The sequence below is a fragment of the Pseudomonas sp. G5001 genome (assembly GCF_013385475.1).
Taxonomy (GTDB): Bacteria; Pseudomonadota; Gammaproteobacteria; order Pseudomonadales; family Pseudomonadaceae; genus Aquipseudomonas.
The window spans coordinates 353,977-373,563 of record NZ_JACAPZ010000011.1; the positions used below are offsets into that span (position 1 = coordinate 353,977).

Below are 19,587 nucleotides of genomic sequence, written 5' to 3' on the forward strand. Positions count from 1 at the left end.
ATGGCTGACAATTACCGGCTCAATATTGGCTCACTACGCAGCGAAGTGAAGCTCACCCTTCACACCCATCATGCTGCACGGATCTGGATGGGACGCCCAAAAAACGATGTCAAGGTTGGCATCATCGGATTGTCGGGCTTCTGCACTGTTGTCAATCGCATGTCACGTGGCGCCCAGCAGGATGATCCGTATTCAGATTGGTGGATGATCCAGCTTGAAGAGAAGATCCGCGATTCTAAGGAGGCACTCAAAACCATCGAAGATCGTCTCGACACGGCCATGGCTTCCCTTCCCCCGGCCATCAGCATCAGCGAGAACCTGTCCATCCAGCCTGTCAGCCTCCCTCTATACATCGCCAATCCACTTGGCTTCCAAGCCGTATACCTGTTGACTAGCTACGACGAAATCGTCAGGCGCATTTTGCTGGCCCAGCACGTCGGTCTCGTCGGTCGTCATGACATGGAAACCTGGATCGATGAAGGCGCAGCCGTACTGCGCAGACTTTTTGGTCTGGCCCAGATCTACAAATACTCCGGCGCTGCACGCGATGACTTTGCCGCCAACAATGCCAAGGCTGAAGCAGCCCGCAAAATGTACGAGCGCTACGGTGAACTGCCGCAGGACATCCTGGAAGGCACCCGCCGCTCCAACTTTGCTCCCCCCATCATTCGCGGCCAACAGCAGTCCGAGGTGAATGATCACTTTGATGATGCCGAGGAAGGCTGATGGTCATGGGCCAGACGTCCTCAGAAGACGGCGTGCTGCAACAGACCGCCTTCCGACCACTGCAACAGGATGCCTTCCAACGACTGCCACAGGCTGCCTCACTAAAAGGCCTTTTAAAGCCTTTTAAAGGTAAGGGGGAGCTGAGCCAATTTGCCGATCTATGCCGGGTTCAAGAATCGGAACTGAAAGCACTTGCCCAGGAAGTGCTGAGCCAGGCTCGCCGGTATCCATTCACCCTTGTGCCAGTTCGACTGACCGAACAGAACACCCAGGCCGGAACCCAATTTCTGAGATGGCAGCAGGTGACGGACCGCCGAATGGGCGTCGGTGTTTGGGCAGACATGATGGGCTCATCCAGAACACCAGAAACCATGCTGCAGGACTTGTACGCAATGGAACTGCAGCGCATCACGCTGAATATGCAAATGAGCTTGATGCACTCAATTGCCAAACAGGCCGCCGAGTGCGCCGAAAAAATGGGCCAGGCAGAGGCCGTGTACACCGCTCGACTGCAGCAGCTCACCAATCAAACGCAACATCCATAACGTCGGAGAACACTCATGTCCACACCCGTACAAGGCTGGGAAGGCAATATCGGTTCCACGCCGGAATTCAAAGAATTCCCTAACGGCAACAAAGATCCACGGAGGCTCATGCGGGTCAACGTCTACTTCGACAATTCGATTCCGGACGGTAAAGGCGGGTTCGAAGATCGCGGGGGCTTCTGGGCGAACGTCGAGTGGTGGCACAAAGATGCTGAACACTACTCGCACCTGTTTCAGAAGGGCATGCGCGTGATCGTTTCCGGCCGAGCCGTAATGGATCGCTGGGAAAAAGACGGTGAGGAAAATGCGGCTCTGAAGGTTCAAGCCTCGCGGGTCGCCATCTTGCCGCACAGGATTGCGAGCGTGACCCTGTCACCGTCGCAGAGCCAAGGCAGCACGTCACGTGATCAATCCAGTCCGCAACCTGCCCCTGATTTCGACGACTACCCGGACCCCGACCGTCAATTCTGATTGCAGGGGCTTAATTTTGGCCCCCCAATCGTGAAGCTCGTGGTGGAGGGAAAAACATCAACGTCTTTCCCTCCCCAATCGTGAAGCCTTAAGGTGTGTGACAATGCGGGACGATGATGAGGTGAGGTGTCCAGATGGCTGGCTTCTGGTAGCAGCGGATCACCCCACGTTGGGACGGCTGTACTGGCGGTACTGTGATGAGAGCGACGTCAACGCAGCAGACTTCTACGGTGTAACCGATAACATTCGACTCGCCTCCTGGATAAAGGCTGGTTGGCGTGATAAAGACGTCTGGGCTGATGACTACAGTGACATGAGCTCATTCGTCGCACGAAGATTCATACAAGAGCTTTTGAACCCTGATCGCTACGACACCAACTATTTCGAACTTTTCAACTGGGATGATGAGTCTGAGGATCTTGAGCTTCATGGCGATTTACACGATTTTCAACGACGAAGTGGTCAGTCCGTCGAGTTTTTCGTGCATTGGCTAAGGGCCGCCAATTGGTTCGACATCCCGGCACCTGGCTGCAACACACTCCCGTAAAAAAATCGCGCCAAGCGCGGATCTGCTGGAATATGAATCTGAGCATCGTGGAGCAACCGGCGTGGGGTGATAACGCTTTCTTCCCTAAAGCCTTTGACAGGCGACGGTGCAACAATCCTCACCTAACGGTCTTAGACACTGGTGCGGCCGCTGCGCGGAAAGGGCTACGGGTGTATGACTGCCCTTACCAACACCCCGCTATGCGTGCGTCATGGCTAAAGGGCTTTGCCCAGGCACAGCAGCTATCGCTGGACCTATAGCCGCATAATGCCCTCCCCCACGCATTGACCATTTCCTATTGTAGCCCTACCCGCCTGACGCAACAGTCCCGCTCTGATTATCTGAGAGGGACACACCGTGAAGCTATTGATCATCGAGGCACCTGGTAAGCTGAAAAAGCTCCAGCCAATGATGAAGAAGCTACGCCCAGGCGAAGACTGGCAGGTGGTTGCCAGTGGTGGGCACATCCGCGACCTGCCGGCCAAAGGTCAGGACGACAGCATGATCACCACCGGAGTACGTAAAAACTACACACCGGTGTACGAGATCCTGGATAAGAGCGCCAGGGCCGTCAAAACGATCAAGGCCGCAGCGAAACAGGCCAGTGAAATTTACCTCGCAACCGACCCTGATCGTGAAGGTGAAAGCATCAGTTGGCACATCCAGCAGGTACTGGCGGTCAAAAACTACAAACGTATTACCTTCAACGAGATCACTCTCAAGCGCGTTGAAGAGGCACTGGCCAATCCACGACAAATCGATCTGAACAGGGTTGCCTCACAGGAATGCCGGCGTGTTCTGGATCGCTTGGTGGGTTACCTGGTGACCCAAGAGTTGCGGCGCCTGATGGGTAAACCTACTTCTGCTGGCCGCGTTCAATCACCCGCGGTGTTTCTCGTGGTATTGCGCGAACGCGAGATCCGCAACTTTCAGGTGATCAATCACTTTGGCGTGCGTCTGTTCTTTGCCGATGTAAGTCGGGGCACCACTTGGTATGCCGAGTGGCAACCGGTACCGGATTTCGCAAGCAAGGACTTCCCCTACGTTCAGGACACCAACCTGGCACAAATGGTCGCCGGCACACGCAACGTCGTTGTAGAGTCCTGCGAGGATTGGAAGGCCGAACGTCACCCTCCCGCACCATTCATCTCGTCGACCCTTCAACAAGCTGCCAGCAACGCCTTGAAATGGGATCCGGACAAGACTATGCAGGTTGCCCAGCGCTTGTACGAGCAAGGCGTGATCACTTATCACCGGACGGACAACCCCAATGTTCCGGATGAAGCCATGGCGGATATTCGAACCGTAGCCAACGCCCTTGGCATGAAAGCCGTAGATGAACGGCGCACGTTCAAAGCGGCCGAAGGCGCGCAGGAAGGCCACCCTGCCATCACACCGACCTATTGGTCCGAACGATCCGCCGGCGAAAACGATGACGAACTGGCCCTGTACAGGCTGATCTGGGTTCGGGCATTGGCCAGCGAGCTCGAAGCCGCCATCTACGACGTGCGCACTGCGAAACTGCTCGCCGTTGGTCCTGGCGGTAAAGCGCTGCGCTTCACTGCATCGGGAAAAACACTCTGTCATCCGGGATGGATGAAGGTGCTCAAGGGCGATGATACGGATGAGGAGGAAGACGCAGAAGCAGACAACCCTGTTCCAGCGCTCACTCCAAAACAGATTCTTTCAGTCCACAGCGGCGAACTGCTGAAGAAGAAAACTCAACCACCGTCACGCTACACCAAGGCCAGCCTGATCAAAGAAATGGAACGGCGCGGTATCGGTCGTCCCAGTACGTTCGCCTCGATCTTGAAGAACATCACCAGCAAAGGACTGATCGAGGAAAAAAGCCGTAAGTTGGTACCGGCCTCGCTGGGTGAAGAAACGATCGCAAAGCTCGAAGGGTTCTTCAGTTTCGTGGAGCTGGATTTTACGCGGGAGTTGGAGCGCGATTTGGACAAAATCGCCCAGGGCCAAGACACCTACGGCGCCGTCGTTGCACGTCTGCATAAGCGCCTGGAAGAGGAACTGTCACAGCAACGTGGGATGCCTAGCGTCCCCATGGTATCAAGTCCCCGAACGGCACCGGCGAGTAAGACTTACAGTTGCCCTAAATGCAATCAACCTCTCGCAAGGCGGCAGAAAAAAGGGGACGGCGGGTATGACTTCTGGGGTTGTACCGGATTCAGATCCAATGGCTGCAAAGTCAGCTTTCCCTCACTGAATGGCAAACCAGACCTCGATAAACCCAGAGGGGTTTAACCCTTACTACCGAGAGCATAATTCACTGCTAAAGGCGTTATGCATTAACGCTGGAACGTACCTCCTCCGTACCTGACATTCCTCTGCGAATTGCGGAGGAGGTCATGGGTGAGCGAACAGAATAGACAATCGGTGTTGGGACTGCGCATCTTAGCGCCGAAGCTGGAAAAGTTCTCAGATCGCCAGATTGAAGTGGCCCAGACTTGGGCTTTGCACTTTCAGATCTCACCTTCCCTCCTGACCTCGTTCACCGAGCATTACCTCAACTCTATTATCCACTCCCGCTGCTGGTGTGTGGCATGGGACAGTACCAATGCTCAAACGCGCCAGGTTCTGGCCAGGATCGGCAACCAGCTTCAGTACTTCGACGGCCAGCAATTAATGGCCTGCAAGATCGTAACTAAAGATCGCGTACATAAAAAAAAGCCGTCCGTCCAGGTAGCCCAGCAGCTGCTGCTGAGATTTAAGGGGCGTTGGTTTGCTGATGTGCTTCTGACGTCGTTTTGCAAGTCTGCACGAGCGGCAGCAGTTGCGCTCGCGGTTGAGGATCTGGGTAGTTTTATTCGCAAAGGCTCGGATGCGTCGGTAAGCAACAATCGTTACTTCAACCCGCGCACGCAGTTTTACTTGAAACAGATCGGCAGCACGCTGAAGCAGTATTGCCAGTGCCTGGACCAGGAACTTCTATTCGCTATTCGTTCAGCGCAGTGCCCTTCCCCAAAGCTCTATAACTGGCTGGCTCAAGGGAACCGCGTATCTCGACTACAAGCCCTCAAGGCTCAACCGGTGCTAATCCCTCTCTTAGTTTTGGCCAACCAATGGCCTTGGCCATGGGACGAAGAGCAAAAGATTTTCCTGGAAAGCCCATGGGATGAACTTCAAGAGTTTCGACCTATCTTGCGCGACGACGACTACTGCGTGGAATCCAGGGAATGCCTAGTGGGCCGTATCACGGACGCTGGCCTCCCCCTGATCGACATCTTGGCATGGCTCTTACAAGCTCCAAGAACATCAGTTCGGTACTTGGGCCAACAACGCGTTTTTGATACCGGCAGCGCATTGACACGAATAAACCGTGAAGGTCCGGAAACTCCGTGGCATCGATTGCTGCTTGGAGCATCAATGGGCAACCGCCGCCCATCGACTAAGACGCACTGGAAAACCTTTTTTGCATTGCTGGATAAGATTCCCTATCAACTTTCGGAGCAGACAAAAGACTGGAGCAGGTTTTTCTCAGGATGCCCGACAGAGTGGTCCAACCCTGATTGGCCTCAAATTGCTGATAAGCTACAAGATCTGAATGATGTTTTTAATAGCATTGATGAAAGCGACGGATCCGATGCCCGTGACGCACTGCAAAAACTCAAAAGCTTCATTGCTACCGCTACTTATCACCAGATCGCCAGCTTGGTGGATGGCTTTCACCTGGCATTGACAGACATACGTGAAGCTCTTGATGCCGCAGATCCCCAAACAAAAGCAGACTCTTTAAGGCCCTGGAGTACGCTGCTTAATTCGAACGACACACTTCTCGTAAGCCCGAATGGGCTGCAAATTGTCGAGCTGAAATGCCCAGCGGACCTTGATGCAGAACATCGAGCGCTAGGCCATTGCATTGATGGTTACGACTACAGCGCTTATCGAGGCAACTGCCGTCTTTTTTCAGTACGCGAAAACGGGCAATCATTGGCCTCTGCCGAAATCCAAATGGATGAGAGTGCCTGGGGCAAGACACCAGCAAAATTGACTCCTAAACACTTGGTCACGATACAGCTGAGAGGGCTCCGCAATCGCACCCCTAGGTCGGGCTCAAGGGTTGACCGGGCTTACCAATGGTTTTGGGCAAAAATCAAATCGGGTGAACTCCAGATCAACCTGGAATGGCCCGACCACACACTATCCATGCCTCGCTATACCAATCGAAACCGGAAAAAGCTACACGCTCAAGCGTGCACAGAATGGATCAACCAGCGCCTGAGCAGAACATGAGCCGTCCGCGCCTTTTGAATAGTCGGCCCCATCTTGTCGAAAAGGTGATTTTCGACGGCTATGACTTCGGGATTCTGCTGCAGTACGTCGAGGGGGCCAACCGCCTGTTTCTTGAGCGTGATGGGTTCTACATACGCCGTGCGGAGCATCCTCAACATCGCTACTGGCGATTGCCCAAGGGTAAATTGCTGGATGACCTGGATCTGCTCTTCCACCGTCTGATGGAATTGACGGAAGGCCGTTTCAACGAGAGCTGGCAGACCTTCTCGGCAAAACTTTCAGCAGCACAACAATCACCAGACCGGCAAGCATTCACCTGGGGTCTAACGTTTCGAATTGCTCCACTGGCTCAGGGAGGCATTCTGCTGTCGGGCGATTATCACCCTGGAGCCGTTGCGGTATCTCGGCGTATGCACGGAGTGTTCCTTGGCCAGTCCAAGTCTTGGCGCATTGATTCGACCGCCGAACTGGTGCGTTCCAACCTCATCCTTGAGCTGGGGCTTTATGAAGATCAGTTCGAGATCCTGGATACCGTGCAGGAGCTGCTGACCGACGGTTCCATTGTTCCCGCTGATGAAGTCACCCGCATCAGCCTCGGAGGCCCGCCGCAAGAGCGCGCAGCCCCAGTCGGGCAGGAGGAAGTCTCAACAGACGTTTACCTTGCCGCTGTGCCATCCATCGAGCGGACCGAGTTCACTAGCGAGCAAATCGACCAGGCGTTGACGGGGCATTCATTGCTGGACCATCAACCGGCAGGCATCCGGCATTTGTTGCAACGAACGAGCGCTTTACTCGCTGATGACATGGGCCTAGGCAAAACACGTCAGGCCATCATCGCCGCCGCTATTCGAGCGGGAGACGGACCCATCCTCGTCATCACCTTGTCGACCCTGATTATCAACTGGCAACGTGAAATCCAGATGGTGTATCCCGAGGCCAGAATAGGCCAGCAGGTCTTCGATCCCTCGTTGCAGTGGACCATCATTAACTACGAGCGCTTGGGCGACTATGTCCTGCAGGCCGGCCATTTTGAAGTGATGATCATCGATGAGGCTCACCGCCTGAAAGAGCCCACCGCAGCGTGGACACGCCATGGCTTCGACATTGCCGCCAAGGTGCCCAATCGCTATTTGTTGACCGGTACACCCGTCCTGAATCGAGAGTCAGAACTTCACACGCTATTGCGGCTTTCCGGCCATCCCGTTGGGAAGCTGTCACTCAAAGAGTTCTGCGAACAGTTCGCCGGCAGCCCAGAGTTTCGCAAGAACCTTCGAGAGGCGATTGGCGACTGGATGCTTAGGCGCCGCAAAGACGTGCTCACGGAGCTCAAGGGTAAGCAACGGCAGACTTTGCCGGTAGAGCTGTCAGTCGAGGAACGTCGTGAATACGACCGGATACGCTTTGAAGACAGACCAAGTCTTGCCAGGCTAGGCTCGCTGCGCCAGTTGCTGGAGCAGGTGAAGGTTCGGGTCGTCATGGAGCTGCTGAGCGAACTGGATGTGGAAGACAAAGTCATCTTGTTCTGTGAGTTCAAGGACACCGTCAGCACGCTGCGTACTGAGTGCGAGCAAGCCGGATACGGTTGCGTTACCGTGGTAGGCAGTGACTCCCTCGGCAAACGCCAAAAAGCGATCGACCGTTTTCAAAGTGATCCTGACGCCAGAGTGTTCGCTGCGACCACTTCTGCCGCCGGTACCGGAAATAACTTGACTGCTGCCAACTATGTCATGTTCCTGGGGCTGCCCTGGACGCCAGGACTACAGGATCAGGCTGAGGATAGAGCCTACCGGAATGGGCAACTACGCATGGTCATTGTAAAAATCCCTTTGGTGGAAAACACCATTGATCAGATGCTATGGCAAATGCTGATGGATAAACGACAACTAGCGAGCGACCTGATAGAGCCGGATGCAGCGGCCAACACTAGATCCGAACTGGTGAATTACTTGTAAGCAATTCAGTAGGCTTTCCTCAAGTCTGGATTCCGCAATATTCTTGTGCTGACAGCTTGGTTTGAGCACCCGCGTTATGTGTAAAATTCGCGAAGATGAAAAATTGTTATGGGGTAGTTATGAGAAGAACGTCTTTTCCAATTAAGCTGTACTTTCTAGTAGCCACCGCCCTCATGTGTGCGCTATTTGCATACTTAAGCCGCTACGAGACACACCTCCCAATACGCGGCGTTTTCAAGCTTGTTGGATTTGGAAATGCGAGCCTTGTTGAACACTTCACAACAGGCTTCGCGGTACCAGCTGCATTTGTAGCAATAATTCTATTCGCCACCTCCATTACAAATAAGCCACATTTCATAAAGTCGAAGATGCGAATATTGGCATTTGTGCAGTTTCGTAGATGGCTGACGACAAGGGTACGCCCCAGTTACCTCACCCATTGGACGGGTGCTTTAGCATGTAGTTACGTCCTGGTCTCCCTGCAATGGGAAATGGGCCAGGTTGCAGCCCATGGTTTTTTTCAGACGGATCAGCTCTGCATGGATCTTGGGGGAGCTGTAGCGTTTTGCGTGAGCATGTGGGCTCTTCTTGAAAAGAACCGCAGACGGGCGAAAACAAACCGGTCATTTTCATTGGCGTGAGAAATCGCCCAACGAGCTAGCGATCGCATAAAAACCTTGCGACGCAGTTCTCTATTTCCTGCTGCACCGTCAATGACCGACTGTCACTGTGCCTCCATCATCAAAGGGGGCCTTTCGGCACATGATCAGGCACTTCACCACACTCTCCCTGCTCGCGCTCGTCGCCAGTTGCGCAACCCACACGCCACAGGCGCCTAAACCGGCGTTTGATAGCAGCCGTAACCCGGACATGTTGACGCCGGACCTCTACCCCAGCGGCGCCGTGCCTGAAAAAGAACCGGTCGTACGCTATGGGCGTTACACCCTGGTCAGTACCTTTCCTGACTCGGGTCAGCGTGACCTGATGGCTCAGATCATTGACATCAGCATTCCTGCCAACATGCACCCCAATGTGCGCGATGCTATGCAATACGTCGTGGACCGTTCCGGCTACACGCTGTGCTCGCCCGACACCGATCACGTCAACATCCTTTACACGCGACCACTCCCCGCGGCCCAGTACAAGCTTGGACCCATGACACTGCGCAACACGCTGCAAGTACTCGCAGGTCCGGCCTGGCAGGTGAAGGTGGACGAAGTGAATCGCCAGGTGTGTTACGTGCTGCGTCCTGGTTACCAGCTCCCGGAAACATCGCGCACTGCCCCAACCCAAGTGGCAGCCATCTCCGTACCCTCCACTCCATCGGCTTCAGCGACTCCGAAGAACACCACCAGCGGCGAAACGCCCAGCACCGTTGTGGTCGCCGCCGTACCCTCACCGGCGCCGATCAAAACCGCTCCTGCAGCACCTGCAGCTGCAACCCCAGTATCTACCCCAGCAGTGCCCGCCAAGGATGGCTCTATTACGACCTCTTCCGGGAAATCCACATCGAGCCCGGCAGTCAACTCGCCGCTTAACGCTTCTACCACTCAGCCTGCAAGCATTGGGAAGTCTGGAAACGTTGCCTCAAGTACCTCAGTCGCGCCAAAGCCTGCTCTCGCGGTGGTAACCGCTCCAAAGCCGCTGGCCCAGATATGGACGGCGACCACTGGCTCAACACTTCGGCAAACCGTGGAAGCCTGGGCAGCAAGGGCCAAATGGACGCTGATCTGGAAGGTCGACGACTTGGATTACCCCATTGACGCCCCGCTTCGATTCGAAGGCAGCTTTGAAGAGGCTATCAAAGAGATCTTTCCGCTGTACGACTCAGCCCCTCGGTCATTCGTCGTGGACGGCAGCCCAGCACAGTTGGTGCTTTACATCGCAGAGAGGAAAAAATGATGACTGTACGCCTCTGGATTCGAGGCACAGCCTCATTACTGGTCATGGCTCTGATCAGCTCCTGCTCACTGCAGCGCGTGAATGAGTCGGCCAGCCGTGCCGAAAACGACGCAGCGACCGCCTCCCAATACAGCCGCTTCTTGCGAAGTCAGCAACAAGAGCCGGCACGCGAAACCGTCGTTTTTAGTGACAAGCCTTGGGTCTCAATGCAACCCATGGTCGCCAAGCGCGGTTTGCCGCTGGCTATGGATTGCGACATTACTTATCGCCCTTCTTACAACGTTGGGATCGCAGAGGTCGCGAACTACATCACGAGCGAGTGTGGCGTTCCGGTCATCGTGGCTCCAGATGCGATCGATCCAAGCGTCCTATCCATTCGCAATCAAGGTAACGCAGGATCTAATTCGCCTCCGGTTATGGCCTCGCCGGATAACTTGTCCAGTTTCATGCCAGCCGGTGTCATCGGCAACATGCCGAGCAACGCCCGATCTTCGAGTATGGATGGGCTCTTTGCGCCTCGTTCAATCCCAGTTAAGTACAGCGGCAAGCTGTCTGGTTTGTTGAATCAGGTGACCGCTCAACAGGGCCTGGCATGGAACTATTTATCCGATGATCGCAGCGTGCACATCACCTACTTCGATACCAAAACGTTCGATGTCTGGGCCTTTGGTGATGATCAGGTCATTGAAAGCACTGTGAAATCCGGTTTGCTGACATCCACGGGCAGCGGGAGCTCCGGAGGGGGTGGCGGATCTTCATCATCAGGCGCGTCGGGCGAGTCTGGCAGCAACCAGAGCACCACCGTCTCAATCAAAACATCACTGATCGGGGACATTGAAAAAAACGTCCAAGCGATGCTAAGCCAGCAGCCGCAGGGTCGTATGTTCCTTTCTCGGTCCACTGGGACTTTGACGGTAAGCGATCGCCCGGAGGTTCTTTCCAACGTTTCGAAGTACTTGGCCTCCCTCAACCGCAGCATCACCCGCCAGGTGCTGTTTAATGTCAAAGTTTTCGAAGTGACCCTCACCGACAAGGATCAAACAGGCCTAGATTGGTCTGCGGTTTACACTAACCTGAGCAGCAAGTGGGGCTTTTCCCTAAAAAATGCCACCACTGGAATTACCACTAATGCGGTCTCCAGCTCGTTCAATGTTTTAGATACCTCCAAGTCACCTTGGGCTGGGTCGAATCTGATCATTAAAGCGCTATCTGAACAGTATCGAGTTTCAAACGTCCGATCTCCCTCGATCACAACTTTGAACTTACAGCCTGCACCTATCCAAGTCGGTAACGTGCAAAGCTATATTGCCTCGAGCTCTACGACCACAACAGCCTCGGTCGGATCGTCCACATCACTGACTCCCGCAACGATCACCAGCGGGTTCAACATGATGTTGCTTCCTCGCATTATCGACCAGGACAACCTGCTGTTGATGGTCACCTTGAGCATGAGCAGCAAACCCACCTTCACGCCCTTCACCAGCAACGGCTCCAGCGTTCAGACAGTCGATTACGACACCAGGAACCTGTCTCCCAAAGTCAAATTGCGCAGCGGCCAAACGTTGGTTCTGACCGGCTTTGAGGAGAACAGCGAAAACGCGACCAAATCCGGTGTCGGTGATCCTGGATTCTTCGGCCTGGGTGGTAGTCGCATCCGCAGCACGGAGCACAACGTGCTGGTCGTGCTGATTACACCTGTTGTTGATAGCGACACTGGAAGCCCTAGCGCCCGGAGTATTCCTGCCGCCAATGATCCTTGGGGCTCTTGCCCCAGCCCTTTGCTGCGTTGCAGCGCATTCAAGGGTTAAGTCATGGCCGCGGAAATCGCAAAAAGCACACGCTCTGCGCGGGTCCAGGTCCTGCAGCACAGAGGAAAATCATTCGTCACAGGCCTACGCTGGCATCCATTGGGCAGCGTCACCGGCCACATGAAGGAAGCACGGCAGTACGGCCGTGAACACCAGTTAGATATCGTCGCCATTCGCAGAACACCGGCCATCATCCAGGCCGGTTTCGTTGCGCGCAGTGACGAAGTCACCAAAGGCATGTACTCGCTCGCAGCGACCCTGGCAGGCCAGTTGGGGGACTCGTGGATTGCGGCCTGGAGAACGGACGCTGACCTTGACCAATACGCCCTTGTCGCGGTGTTTCAAGGAGGCGTGATATCCGGATGCGACATGATCGGCACCGGTGCCGAGGTTCGTCGGAGAGTCGTTCAGCAGCGCAGTCGGGGCATCCAGTTCAGCCAGGAGTACCTGCCTTCAGAATTTGAAATGGGTGGCCAACCGCTCGACGTTGACGAGCTGCTCCAACCCTCGCATTTGAAACGTGAGTATCGACTGAGGCCACTTGTCTTTGGGTTATCCAAAGCAGAGTTGGTGCAACTGACGATGGTTGGTGCGCTGATCGTTGCCGGCATCATCGCGTGGGTTCAATGGCAGAGTCATCAGGACCGGATAGCCAAAGAAGCAGCTTTCCAGGCTGAACAGCTTCGACTCGCAGAGTTAGCCAGGTTGCAGCAAGAGTCTGGCGTGGAACAGTTGCCCCAGGCGCTGGAGCACCCTTGGGCTAAACGGCCCTCCGTCACAGACTTTCTTGTGGGTTGCAGCAACGTTATTTATCAGTCCCCCCTGTCCATTAAAGGATGGCTCTTCACGAAGGCGATCTGCGATGGCACACAGGTCTTGTCATCGTACAAGCGCACGGGCAATAGCACGGCCGATGAACTGATACAGGCCACTCAGGGCCACTATTCTGATCGGCCAGCCTTTTTTGACGAGGGCAACTCGGCCACGTTGAAGCTCGACATTTCCTTACCGGCTGCAGGCGACGAACCGCTCGAAGAAGCGATCGTCATGTTGGCGAACTTATCTTCCTGGCTGAATAGCTTCGGGCAAAACCCCGTTTTGAAAGAGATGCCGGTCGTTGTTCCGATCCCGCCGGCAGTACCTGGTCAGCCTGCTCCACCACCGCCTCCTCCACCTCAGTGGAAGCTATTCGAACTGCGTTACAGCACCGGGATTACGCCACTGGACTCTTTGTCCAGTGCCCCCAGTCAAGGCCTACGGCTGAGTGAAATCAAAACCGAGTATCAGGCTGGCCATCTTATCTGGTCAGTAACAGGTGACCTTTATGCGAAATAAAAAACTGCAGTTGATCTGCGCCGTGATTGCTCTTGGCTCCTCTGTGAGCTTCGCTGCAGAAAGCAACCTGGCCGGTGTCAACGTAGGAGAGCTGGCCATCGTTCAAAGTCAGACGATCCTCCTCAAAGCGCAGGCGGAAAGGGCTCAGGCTCAGCGGTCAATCAATGGCGAAGACAACCATTCAACCGCTCAGTCTCCAGCCTCATTCGTACCTCAAGGCCTACTCCCACCCCCTATTACCGCCACACGCGCTACCGATACCCAGCAAGAACTGCCTGTCGTTAAAGCCATATTCGGCTCCGCAAGGCGGCTTCGTGCCACGTTGCTCTACAGCAGCGGATTTGAAGTGGACGCTGACGCCTCGTCGCGGGAACTCCCAGGAGGCTACCGCGTGGCGAACCTCACCCTGGACAGCGTGACACTGGAACGTGATGGCAAGCGCTTTCCCCTCGGGTTTTCCAATGTTCCACCGGGAAGCGCCTCCAGTAGTAGCAACCCGGTCTCCGGCAGTATCCCGTCAGCCAGCACGCTGCCCGGGTTTATCCAAGGACAACGGTGAAGGTGCGAGCCAATGACGACTTTGACTGAAATACAAACTGAAGCGGAACCAGTTCTCGATGAGGCCGCTGCCGCGCTGCTGAATTCGCATCAGCAATTGCTCACTGCGCCTGGCGGATCGTTCGAGCTGAAACCGGAGTTACGTCAGCTGTGCGCACTGACCAACGATGGAATCCTTTATGTGTCTGCCCAGCATCAAACCGATCCCTATGTCATGGCTTTCGAGGATGAGTTAGAACACAAAAATCATCAGTTTGCGGTCAAGGTCTGCTCGATGAGCACGATCAAGGCGCTCTACCAGGCGAATGACGACGCCAATGGCAGAGCCCTCTCGACCACCGAGACCAAACGCCAGGCGCAGGTGGTACAACTGCTAGGCAAGGCACATCGGGATAATGCAAGCGATGTTCACTTTGTTGTGGGCCACGACATCACCAAGATCTTCTTTCGCATCCACGGGCTGTTGTGGGAGGCAGAGCAGCATCAAAGTCAGGTGGGCCTTGAGCTCTGCTCATCCCTCTATAACAGCATGTGTGATGTTGCGAAAGACCACTACCAGCCACAAGTCAGCCAGGACGCACGTATCAAACGATCCTACGTGGATCAACTTGGTCTGTTTGGTGCCCGGGTTGCCACCAGGCCGCTCGTAGAAGGTCCTCTGATGGTTCTGCGTCTGCTGTATGACGACAAAACCAAAATGACCCTTGAGGCTCTCGGTTTTCTCCTCGAGCAAATTGAGGCGTTTAGCCGTATCCGCAGCTTTCCTTATGGCGTGAACTTGGTCACCGGCCCCACAGGATCCGGCAAATCCAAGACTCAGCAGGTCAACCTGAACCTGCTCTATGAAGAGTGCGGTGGCACAAAACACATTTTGACCATGGAGGATCCGCCCGAATATCCAATCATGGCCAACCAGTCCCCTTTAGGCGCAGGAGAAACCTGGAGCGACGGCATCACCAACTCGATGCGACTCGATCCGGACGTGCTGATGTATGGGGAGATCAGAGACCTGGCCTCGGCCCAAGCGGCTTTCCGTGGTGGGATGACCGGGCACTTGGTGTCCTCCACATTGCACACCAATAACTCAGTGGCAGGGCTTCAGCGGCTAATCGACATGGGGGTAGACCGCTACCTCGTGACAGATCCCGCACTGATGACCAGCATCGTCAATCAGTCCTTGCTTCCCGTGCTATGCCCTCACTGTCGTGTACCTGCTGCTGCTCATCTGGACCAGCTCAACGGTGCACTGGTGCAACGCCTGCGCGGCCTGGACGCGGTCGACCTGACCTACCTCAAAGGTTCTGGATGCCCACACTGCAAAGGTTTGGGCGTCGTTGATCGTACGGTAGCCGCGGAGGCGCTCATCACCGACAACAATTTCATGCACGTTTTCAATACAAAAGGGGCCAGTGCAGCACGCCGATACTGGGTGAAGGAAATGGGCGGTATCACCAAAACTGCCCACACAATCCTCAAGATAAAAGAAGGTTTGGTAGATCCACGTCACGCCGAAATGATGGTCGGGCCGTTGGACTTTGACCGGCAAACCCTGGAGCTCGCCCATGCTGAGTGAAATCAGAGCGGTGCTGAACCGCTGGGCAGAAACCTTCTACGCCAAACAGTTCGGCAAAAACGAGCGAATCCAATTCTATGAGAGCCTCATGGGCATCCATGGGGATGGCGTTTCACTTGAAGATGCCCTGAATACTGTTGCGCGGGCTTTCAGTGATAACGGCCAAAAACGTCATCCCGTATCGATTGCCTGTCGTGAAATCGCGCAATCGGTCAAAGGAGGTAAGTCGTTCAGCGTTTCATGCGAAGGCTGGGTGCCTTATGACGAAAACTCACTGATCGCTTCCGGGGAAGAGACCGGCAACCTGGTGCAGGCCTTTAGGGATTGCGTGAGGATTATTGAAGTACGCCAGAGGATCGGCAAGCTGGTGGCCTCAGCCACGGTTTACCCTTCGGTGGTGTGGAGCGTTATGGCAGCGCTGCTGTATGTGATCGCCGCGTGGATGGTGCCTTCAATGACAAAGCGCTCCAATCCCGATGCCTGGACAGGTGTGCCGGCGTTTCTCTACGCCCTATCGAATTTCGTGACCCACTACGGACTGGTGACCCTGATCGCGGTCGTCATCTTCATCCTCGTATCGATCTTCACCCTGCCGGTGTTTTGCGGACTTCAGATCACGGCCGCCAGCCCGTCATGGAAGCTACAGTTGAACAAATTGCTCCAGGTACTGAGAGTCCGAGCAGAGCACCTTCCCCCTTGGTCGGTCTACAAGGCGCTTCACGGTTCCATCTTTTTGCTCAACATGGCCGTGATGTTGCGCTCAGGCATCAACCAGCTCGACGCATTGAAGTCGCTGCAGCGCAACGCATCTCCATGGCTCAAGGAACGGTTGAGCGCCATTCATTACGGTGTCAGTGCCGGCAAAAACTTCGGTACCGCCTTGAAACTTGCTGGCCATGAATTTCCAGACCCAATGGCCATGCATTTTCTTGAAGTGCTCGCCACCCGCAAAGGCTTCGCCGAATCAATGGAAAGGTTTTCCAACCGCTGGCTGGAGCAAACGCTCCAGCGTGTCGAGGCCATCGCGAAGTCGCTTATTGGGGTGTCCTCGATGGCCATGGGAATCATGATGATTCTGGTAGTGATCGGCATCTTCCAGTTGGCCGGCAATGTGACTGAAACCCTTAAATAAACCCAAATGAGGTCGTAAAGATGAGAACAAATACCCGCCAAAACCAGCGCGGATTCCTTTCCTTGGACGGGATGTTCTGGCTGATGCTGATCGCCGTGGCACTCGGTTTTATCGTGTTCATGGGGTACAGGACGTTCGGCAGCTCGGACGTCACCATCGAACAGAGCAACCTGGGTACATTGCTGAGCAATACCAAAAGGCTGAAAAGCACAACTGGGTACGCAACGGCCGGTACCAACCTGGCCCCGTCCTTGATCAACCTGGAGGCCACAGGCGGCATGAGCATTAATGGCAACGCTTTATCCAACCGTTGGAACGGCGCCGTTACTGTGACCAGTAATGGTATGACCTTCACCATCACCGAATCCAACCTTCCCAAGAATGCCTGCATCACGCTTGCGTCCAACATGGCCAAGGACAAACAGACCACGACGGCGATCAACGGTGGTACCGCCATTGCCGGCGAAATCACAGCGGTAGCCGCTGCGACCAGTTGCTCATCGGATGCCAATACCATCGCCTGGACTTCGTACTAAGGAGTCCAGTGTGAGCGTGATCTCCGAAGCAGAATTCGTCGACCTGTATCTGGGAGACGGATTTGCCGACGCTAAAGGCCTGCCGGGTCAGGCGCGAAGGGTTGAAGCACCCGTCGAGTGGCGGACAGCGCTTGACCGCTTACGTGTGCAATGTGAAGCGAAATACGCTGAGACAAAGGATCCTGAGTTCGCTCTGATTGAAGATGGAGTAGTCCTTCGCGTCACACAGCTGCTGGACTTGAACGGCAAGCCCGTTTTCGTCCTGAGCAAATCATCGGTTCAGATCCGTCCCTTGGACATGTTGGGCTTGCCTGATTACCTCCAGGACGAACTGATGAGTGAAACAGTCCGTGGCCTGATTTTTATCTGCGGCGAAATGGACTCTGGGAAAACCTCCAGCGCGGCCTCGCTGGTAAAAGCGCGTCTTGAAACCTGGGGGGGAATCTGCGTCGCTGTAGAGGACCCACCGGAACCCTATTTAAACGGTCAACACGGCAATGGACGCTGTATCCAGGTTCCAGTCTCACGCAGGATGGGCGGCTACGAGGAGGCGTTGATATTGGCATTGCGCACCCGAGCTGATTTGTTGTTTGTCGGTGAAATTCGCGACAGTGCAACCGCCGCACAAGTCATTCAGGCGTCCATCAACGGGCACCTAATTATTTGCACCGGCCATGCCGGCAGCGTCACTCAAGGTATTGAGCGTATATCAGCCCTAGCGCAGCCCCTGCTGAGTAACGCCCGTGAATTACTTTCCAAAGGGCTTGTAGCCGTCGTTCACCAGGCTTTGTCGTCGGGCAGTGAGGGCACTCGTCGATTGACACTGCAGAGCCTGCTCTTCACGGGTTCTGACAGTGCCAGCATTCGAGAGAAAGTCCATGCAGGGAAGATCACACTGCTGGAACAAGATATCGCTCACCAATCATCAAGGAGCCTCTGGAATGACCAGTAAAACTAAACAACAGGGCTTCTTGAGCCTGGATATGGCAATCGGGTTGCTCGTATTTGGTGTGGTTGTGACCTTGGCGATGGTTTGGCAAATCAAACAAATGGATGGCCAGGACTATCGAATTGCGGCCGATCAGCAGCGAACTATTTCAGAGGCCCAGGCCAAGTACTTGAAGGACAATTTCAACGTAGTGCTCGCTAATGCGTCGGCTACCGTGCCAGTGCAAATTACGGTGCCGATGCTCATCAGTACCAACTACCTGCCAGCGGGTTTCAGCTCTACCAATGTTTTCGGGCAGACCATTCTAGGCCTGGCTCGAAAACCCAATCCCAATCAGCTAGAAGCGATTGTGGTCACCACGGGCGGACAGACGCTTCCGGAAATGGGTGTGCGTGCCATTGCTGAAAACCTTGGAGGACCTGGTGGTTTCATATCTACAACCAACCCTAACGTCGTTCAAGGCATCCGCGGTGGCTGGCAAGTCGCGCTCAGTAATTACTCCATTGCGCCTGGGCCAGGCCACACTGCCAGTGCACTGTTTCTCATGGACGGCGCCTTGGCCAACGATTACTTGTATCGAAATGCTGTGCCAAATCATCCTGAGCTCAACACGATGAATACTGACCTTGGTATGGGCAACCACAACATTAATAATGCAGGGAGCATCTCCGCCTCTGGCAACGTTACGACTGGAGCCGACGTGACAGCTCGCAACGTCACAGCAACCGCGAATGTGAACGCGGCGACCGCGAACGTCACGGGCGAAACGTACACGGGTGGATGGTTCAGAACTCGGGGCGACACTGGCTGGTACAGCGAAAAATGGGGAGGCGGTATCTATCAGAACAGCCCCGATTGGGTCCAGGTGTACAACGACAAAAACTTCTCAACCGGCGGCCAGCTCTGGGGTGGGAAGATCACTTCAACCGGCAAAATAACGGCCTACGATCGAATCGCCACCAACGAATTCATCTCCGTCGGGGGCCTTGCTACAGAAGGTTCCGCCTGCAGCGATCGCACGCTCATTGCAAAGAGTGCAGTGGGAATAGTGCTCTCTTGTCAGAACGGCGTATGGAAAGGTGTAGGCGGCGCAGGCAGATGGGGCGGTTCATTTTGGACAGCCACGCATACGGCTGGCGGCTGCCCTGGGCCAAATCCATATACAGGTTCATGCAGTTGTCCAGTGGGCTACCGAACAAATACCCAGTTTGCCGTTGCCATCGGTGGCTGCAATCCGTGCGTCTCTTATTCTTGCTACAAAGATGAATGAGAACATTGCATGCCTGTTTTGCTGTCCTTCGC

Annotated in this window: 17 protein-coding genes; all 17 read left to right on the forward strand. The window is 54.9% G+C overall.

What is annotated here, in order from left to right:
• Positions 1–726 (forward strand): PFL_4669 family integrating conjugative element protein, encoded by a 726-nt coding sequence (locus HX805_RS11735; protein WP_047541127.1) that lies wholly within the window; start codon positions 1–3, stop codon positions 724–726.
• A 5-nt stretch (positions 727–731) separates the two neighbouring features.
• Complete coding sequence (locus HX805_RS11740) at positions 732–1,271, forward strand: DUF3158 family protein (RefSeq protein ID WP_047541591.1); 540 nt, start codon at positions 732–734, stop codon at positions 1,269–1,271.
• 15 nt (positions 1,272–1,286) lie between these two features.
• Positions 1,287–1,742, forward strand: a complete 456-nt coding sequence (locus tag HX805_RS11745) for a single-stranded DNA-binding protein (RefSeq protein WP_047541125.1) — start codon at positions 1,287–1,289, stop codon at positions 1,740–1,742.
• Positions 1,743–1,845: 103 nt separating this feature from the next.
• A complete protein-coding gene (locus HX805_RS11750; RefSeq protein ID WP_047541124.1) occupies positions 1,846–2,289 on the forward strand; it encodes a hypothetical protein in 444 nt (147 codons plus the stop codon).
• A gap of 47 nt (positions 2,290–2,336) precedes the next feature.
• Positions 2,337–2,549: a CrpP family ICE-associated protein gene (locus HX805_RS11755; protein ID WP_137205947.1), complete on the forward strand. Its 213-nt coding sequence runs from the start codon at positions 2,337–2,339 to the stop codon at positions 2,547–2,549.
• Between the two features lie 97 nt (positions 2,550–2,646).
• The gene (topA, locus tag HX805_RS11760; RefSeq protein ID WP_137205870.1) at positions 2,647–4,551 is read left to right on the forward strand and encodes a type I DNA topoisomerase; all 1,905 of its coding nucleotides are present in this window, start codon (positions 2,647–2,649) and stop codon (positions 4,549–4,551) included.
• Between the two features lie 108 nt (positions 4,552–4,659).
• Positions 4,660–6,540 (forward strand): hypothetical protein, encoded by a 1,881-nt coding sequence (locus HX805_RS11765; RefSeq protein ID WP_177116879.1) that lies wholly within the window; start codon positions 4,660–4,662, stop codon positions 6,538–6,540.
• The gene (locus tag HX805_RS11770; RefSeq protein ID WP_047541118.1) at positions 6,537–8,492 is read left to right on the forward strand and encodes a DEAD/DEAH box helicase; all 1,956 of its coding nucleotides are present in this window, start codon (positions 6,537–6,539) and stop codon (positions 8,490–8,492) included. Before HX805_RS11765 ends, HX805_RS11770 begins: the two co-directional genes overlap by 4 nt.
• Before the next feature lie 762 nt (positions 8,493–9,254).
• The gene (locus tag HX805_RS11775; RefSeq protein ID WP_137205872.1) at positions 9,255–10,394 is read left to right on the forward strand and encodes a TcpQ domain-containing protein; all 1,140 of its coding nucleotides are present in this window, start codon (positions 9,255–9,257) and stop codon (positions 10,392–10,394) included.
• Positions 10,394–12,202, forward strand: a complete 1,809-nt coding sequence (locus HX805_RS11780) for a PilN family type IVB pilus formation outer membrane protein (RefSeq protein ID WP_137205873.1) — start codon at positions 10,394–10,396, stop codon at positions 12,200–12,202. The genes HX805_RS11775 and HX805_RS11780 overlap by 1 nt, the downstream gene beginning before the upstream one ends.
• Before the next feature lie 3 nt (positions 12,203–12,205).
• Complete coding sequence (gene pilO2 / locus HX805_RS11785; RefSeq protein WP_137205874.1) at positions 12,206–13,537, forward strand: type 4b pilus protein PilO2; 1,332 nt, start codon at positions 12,206–12,208, stop codon at positions 13,535–13,537.
• The gene (pilP, locus tag HX805_RS11790) at positions 13,527–14,096 is read left to right on the forward strand and encodes a type IV pilus biogenesis protein PilP (RefSeq protein WP_137205875.1); all 570 of its coding nucleotides are present in this window, start codon (positions 13,527–13,529) and stop codon (positions 14,094–14,096) included. The genes pilO2 and pilP overlap by 11 nt, the downstream gene beginning before the upstream one ends.
• A gap of 12 nt (positions 14,097–14,108) precedes the next feature.
• A complete protein-coding gene (locus HX805_RS11795; RefSeq protein WP_137205876.1) occupies positions 14,109–15,668 on the forward strand; it encodes a GspE/PulE family protein in 1,560 nt (519 codons plus the stop codon).
• A complete protein-coding gene (locus HX805_RS11800) occupies positions 15,658–16,800 on the forward strand; it encodes a type II secretion system F family protein (RefSeq protein WP_137205877.1) in 1,143 nt (380 codons plus the stop codon). The genes HX805_RS11795 and HX805_RS11800 overlap by 11 nt, the downstream gene beginning before the upstream one ends.
• 20 nt (positions 16,801–16,820) lie before the next feature.
• Positions 16,821–17,336: a type 4 pilus major pilin gene (locus HX805_RS11805; protein WP_032905001.1), complete on the forward strand. Its 516-nt coding sequence runs from the start codon at positions 16,821–16,823 to the stop codon at positions 17,334–17,336.
• Positions 17,337–17,346: 10 nt separating this feature from the next.
• Positions 17,347–18,288, forward strand: coding sequence for an ATPase, T2SS/T4P/T4SS family (locus HX805_RS11810; protein WP_137205878.1), 942 nt, complete (start codon positions 17,347–17,349; stop codon positions 18,286–18,288).
• Positions 18,278–19,555: a shufflon system plasmid conjugative transfer pilus tip adhesin PilV gene (gene pilV, locus HX805_RS11815; protein ID WP_137205879.1), complete on the forward strand. Its 1,278-nt coding sequence runs from the start codon at positions 18,278–18,280 to the stop codon at positions 19,553–19,555. Before HX805_RS11810 ends, pilV begins: the two co-directional genes overlap by 11 nt.
• Positions 19,556–19,587: the final 32 nt, after the last annotated feature.

What these genes read in the sequence shown, in the direction of transcription:
- HX805_RS11800 (WP_137205877.1), top strand. Translation starts at nt 15,658, where the DNA reads ATGCTGAGTGAAATCAGAGCGGTGCTGAACCGCTGGGCAGAAACCTTC.
- HX805_RS11805 (WP_032905001.1), top strand. Translation starts at nt 16,821, where the DNA reads ATGAGAACAAATACCCGCCAAAACCAGCGCGGATTCCTTTCCTTGGAC.
- pilP (WP_137205875.1), top strand. Translation starts at nt 13,527, where the DNA reads ATGCGAAATAAAAAACTGCAGTTGATCTGCGCCGTGATTGCTCTTGGC.
- pilV (WP_137205879.1), top strand. Translation starts at nt 18,278, where the DNA reads ATGACCAGTAAAACTAAACAACAGGGCTTCTTGAGCCTGGATATGGCA.
- HX805_RS11745 (WP_047541125.1), top strand. Translation starts at nt 1,287, where the DNA reads ATGTCCACACCCGTACAAGGCTGGGAAGGCAATATCGGTTCCACGCCG.
- HX805_RS11750 (WP_047541124.1), top strand. Translation starts at nt 1,846, where the DNA reads ATGCGGGACGATGATGAGGTGAGGTGTCCAGATGGCTGGCTTCTGGTA.
- HX805_RS11740 (WP_047541591.1), top strand. Translation starts at nt 732, where the DNA reads ATGGGCCAGACGTCCTCAGAAGACGGCGTGCTGCAACAGACCGCCTTC.
- HX805_RS11770 (WP_047541118.1), top strand. Translation starts at nt 6,537, where the DNA reads ATGAGCCGTCCGCGCCTTTTGAATAGTCGGCCCCATCTTGTCGAAAAG.
- HX805_RS11780 (WP_137205873.1), top strand. Translation starts at nt 10,394, where the DNA reads ATGACTGTACGCCTCTGGATTCGAGGCACAGCCTCATTACTGGTCATG.
- pilO2 (WP_137205874.1), top strand. Translation starts at nt 12,206, where the DNA reads ATGGCCGCGGAAATCGCAAAAAGCACACGCTCTGCGCGGGTCCAGGTC.
- HX805_RS11775 (WP_137205872.1), top strand. Translation starts at nt 9,255, where the DNA reads ATGATCAGGCACTTCACCACACTCTCCCTGCTCGCGCTCGTCGCCAGT.
- HX805_RS11735 (WP_047541127.1), top strand. Translation starts at nt 1, where the DNA reads ATGGCTGACAATTACCGGCTCAATATTGGCTCACTACGCAGCGAAGTG.
- HX805_RS11795 (WP_137205876.1), top strand. Translation starts at nt 14,109, where the DNA reads ATGACGACTTTGACTGAAATACAAACTGAAGCGGAACCAGTTCTCGAT.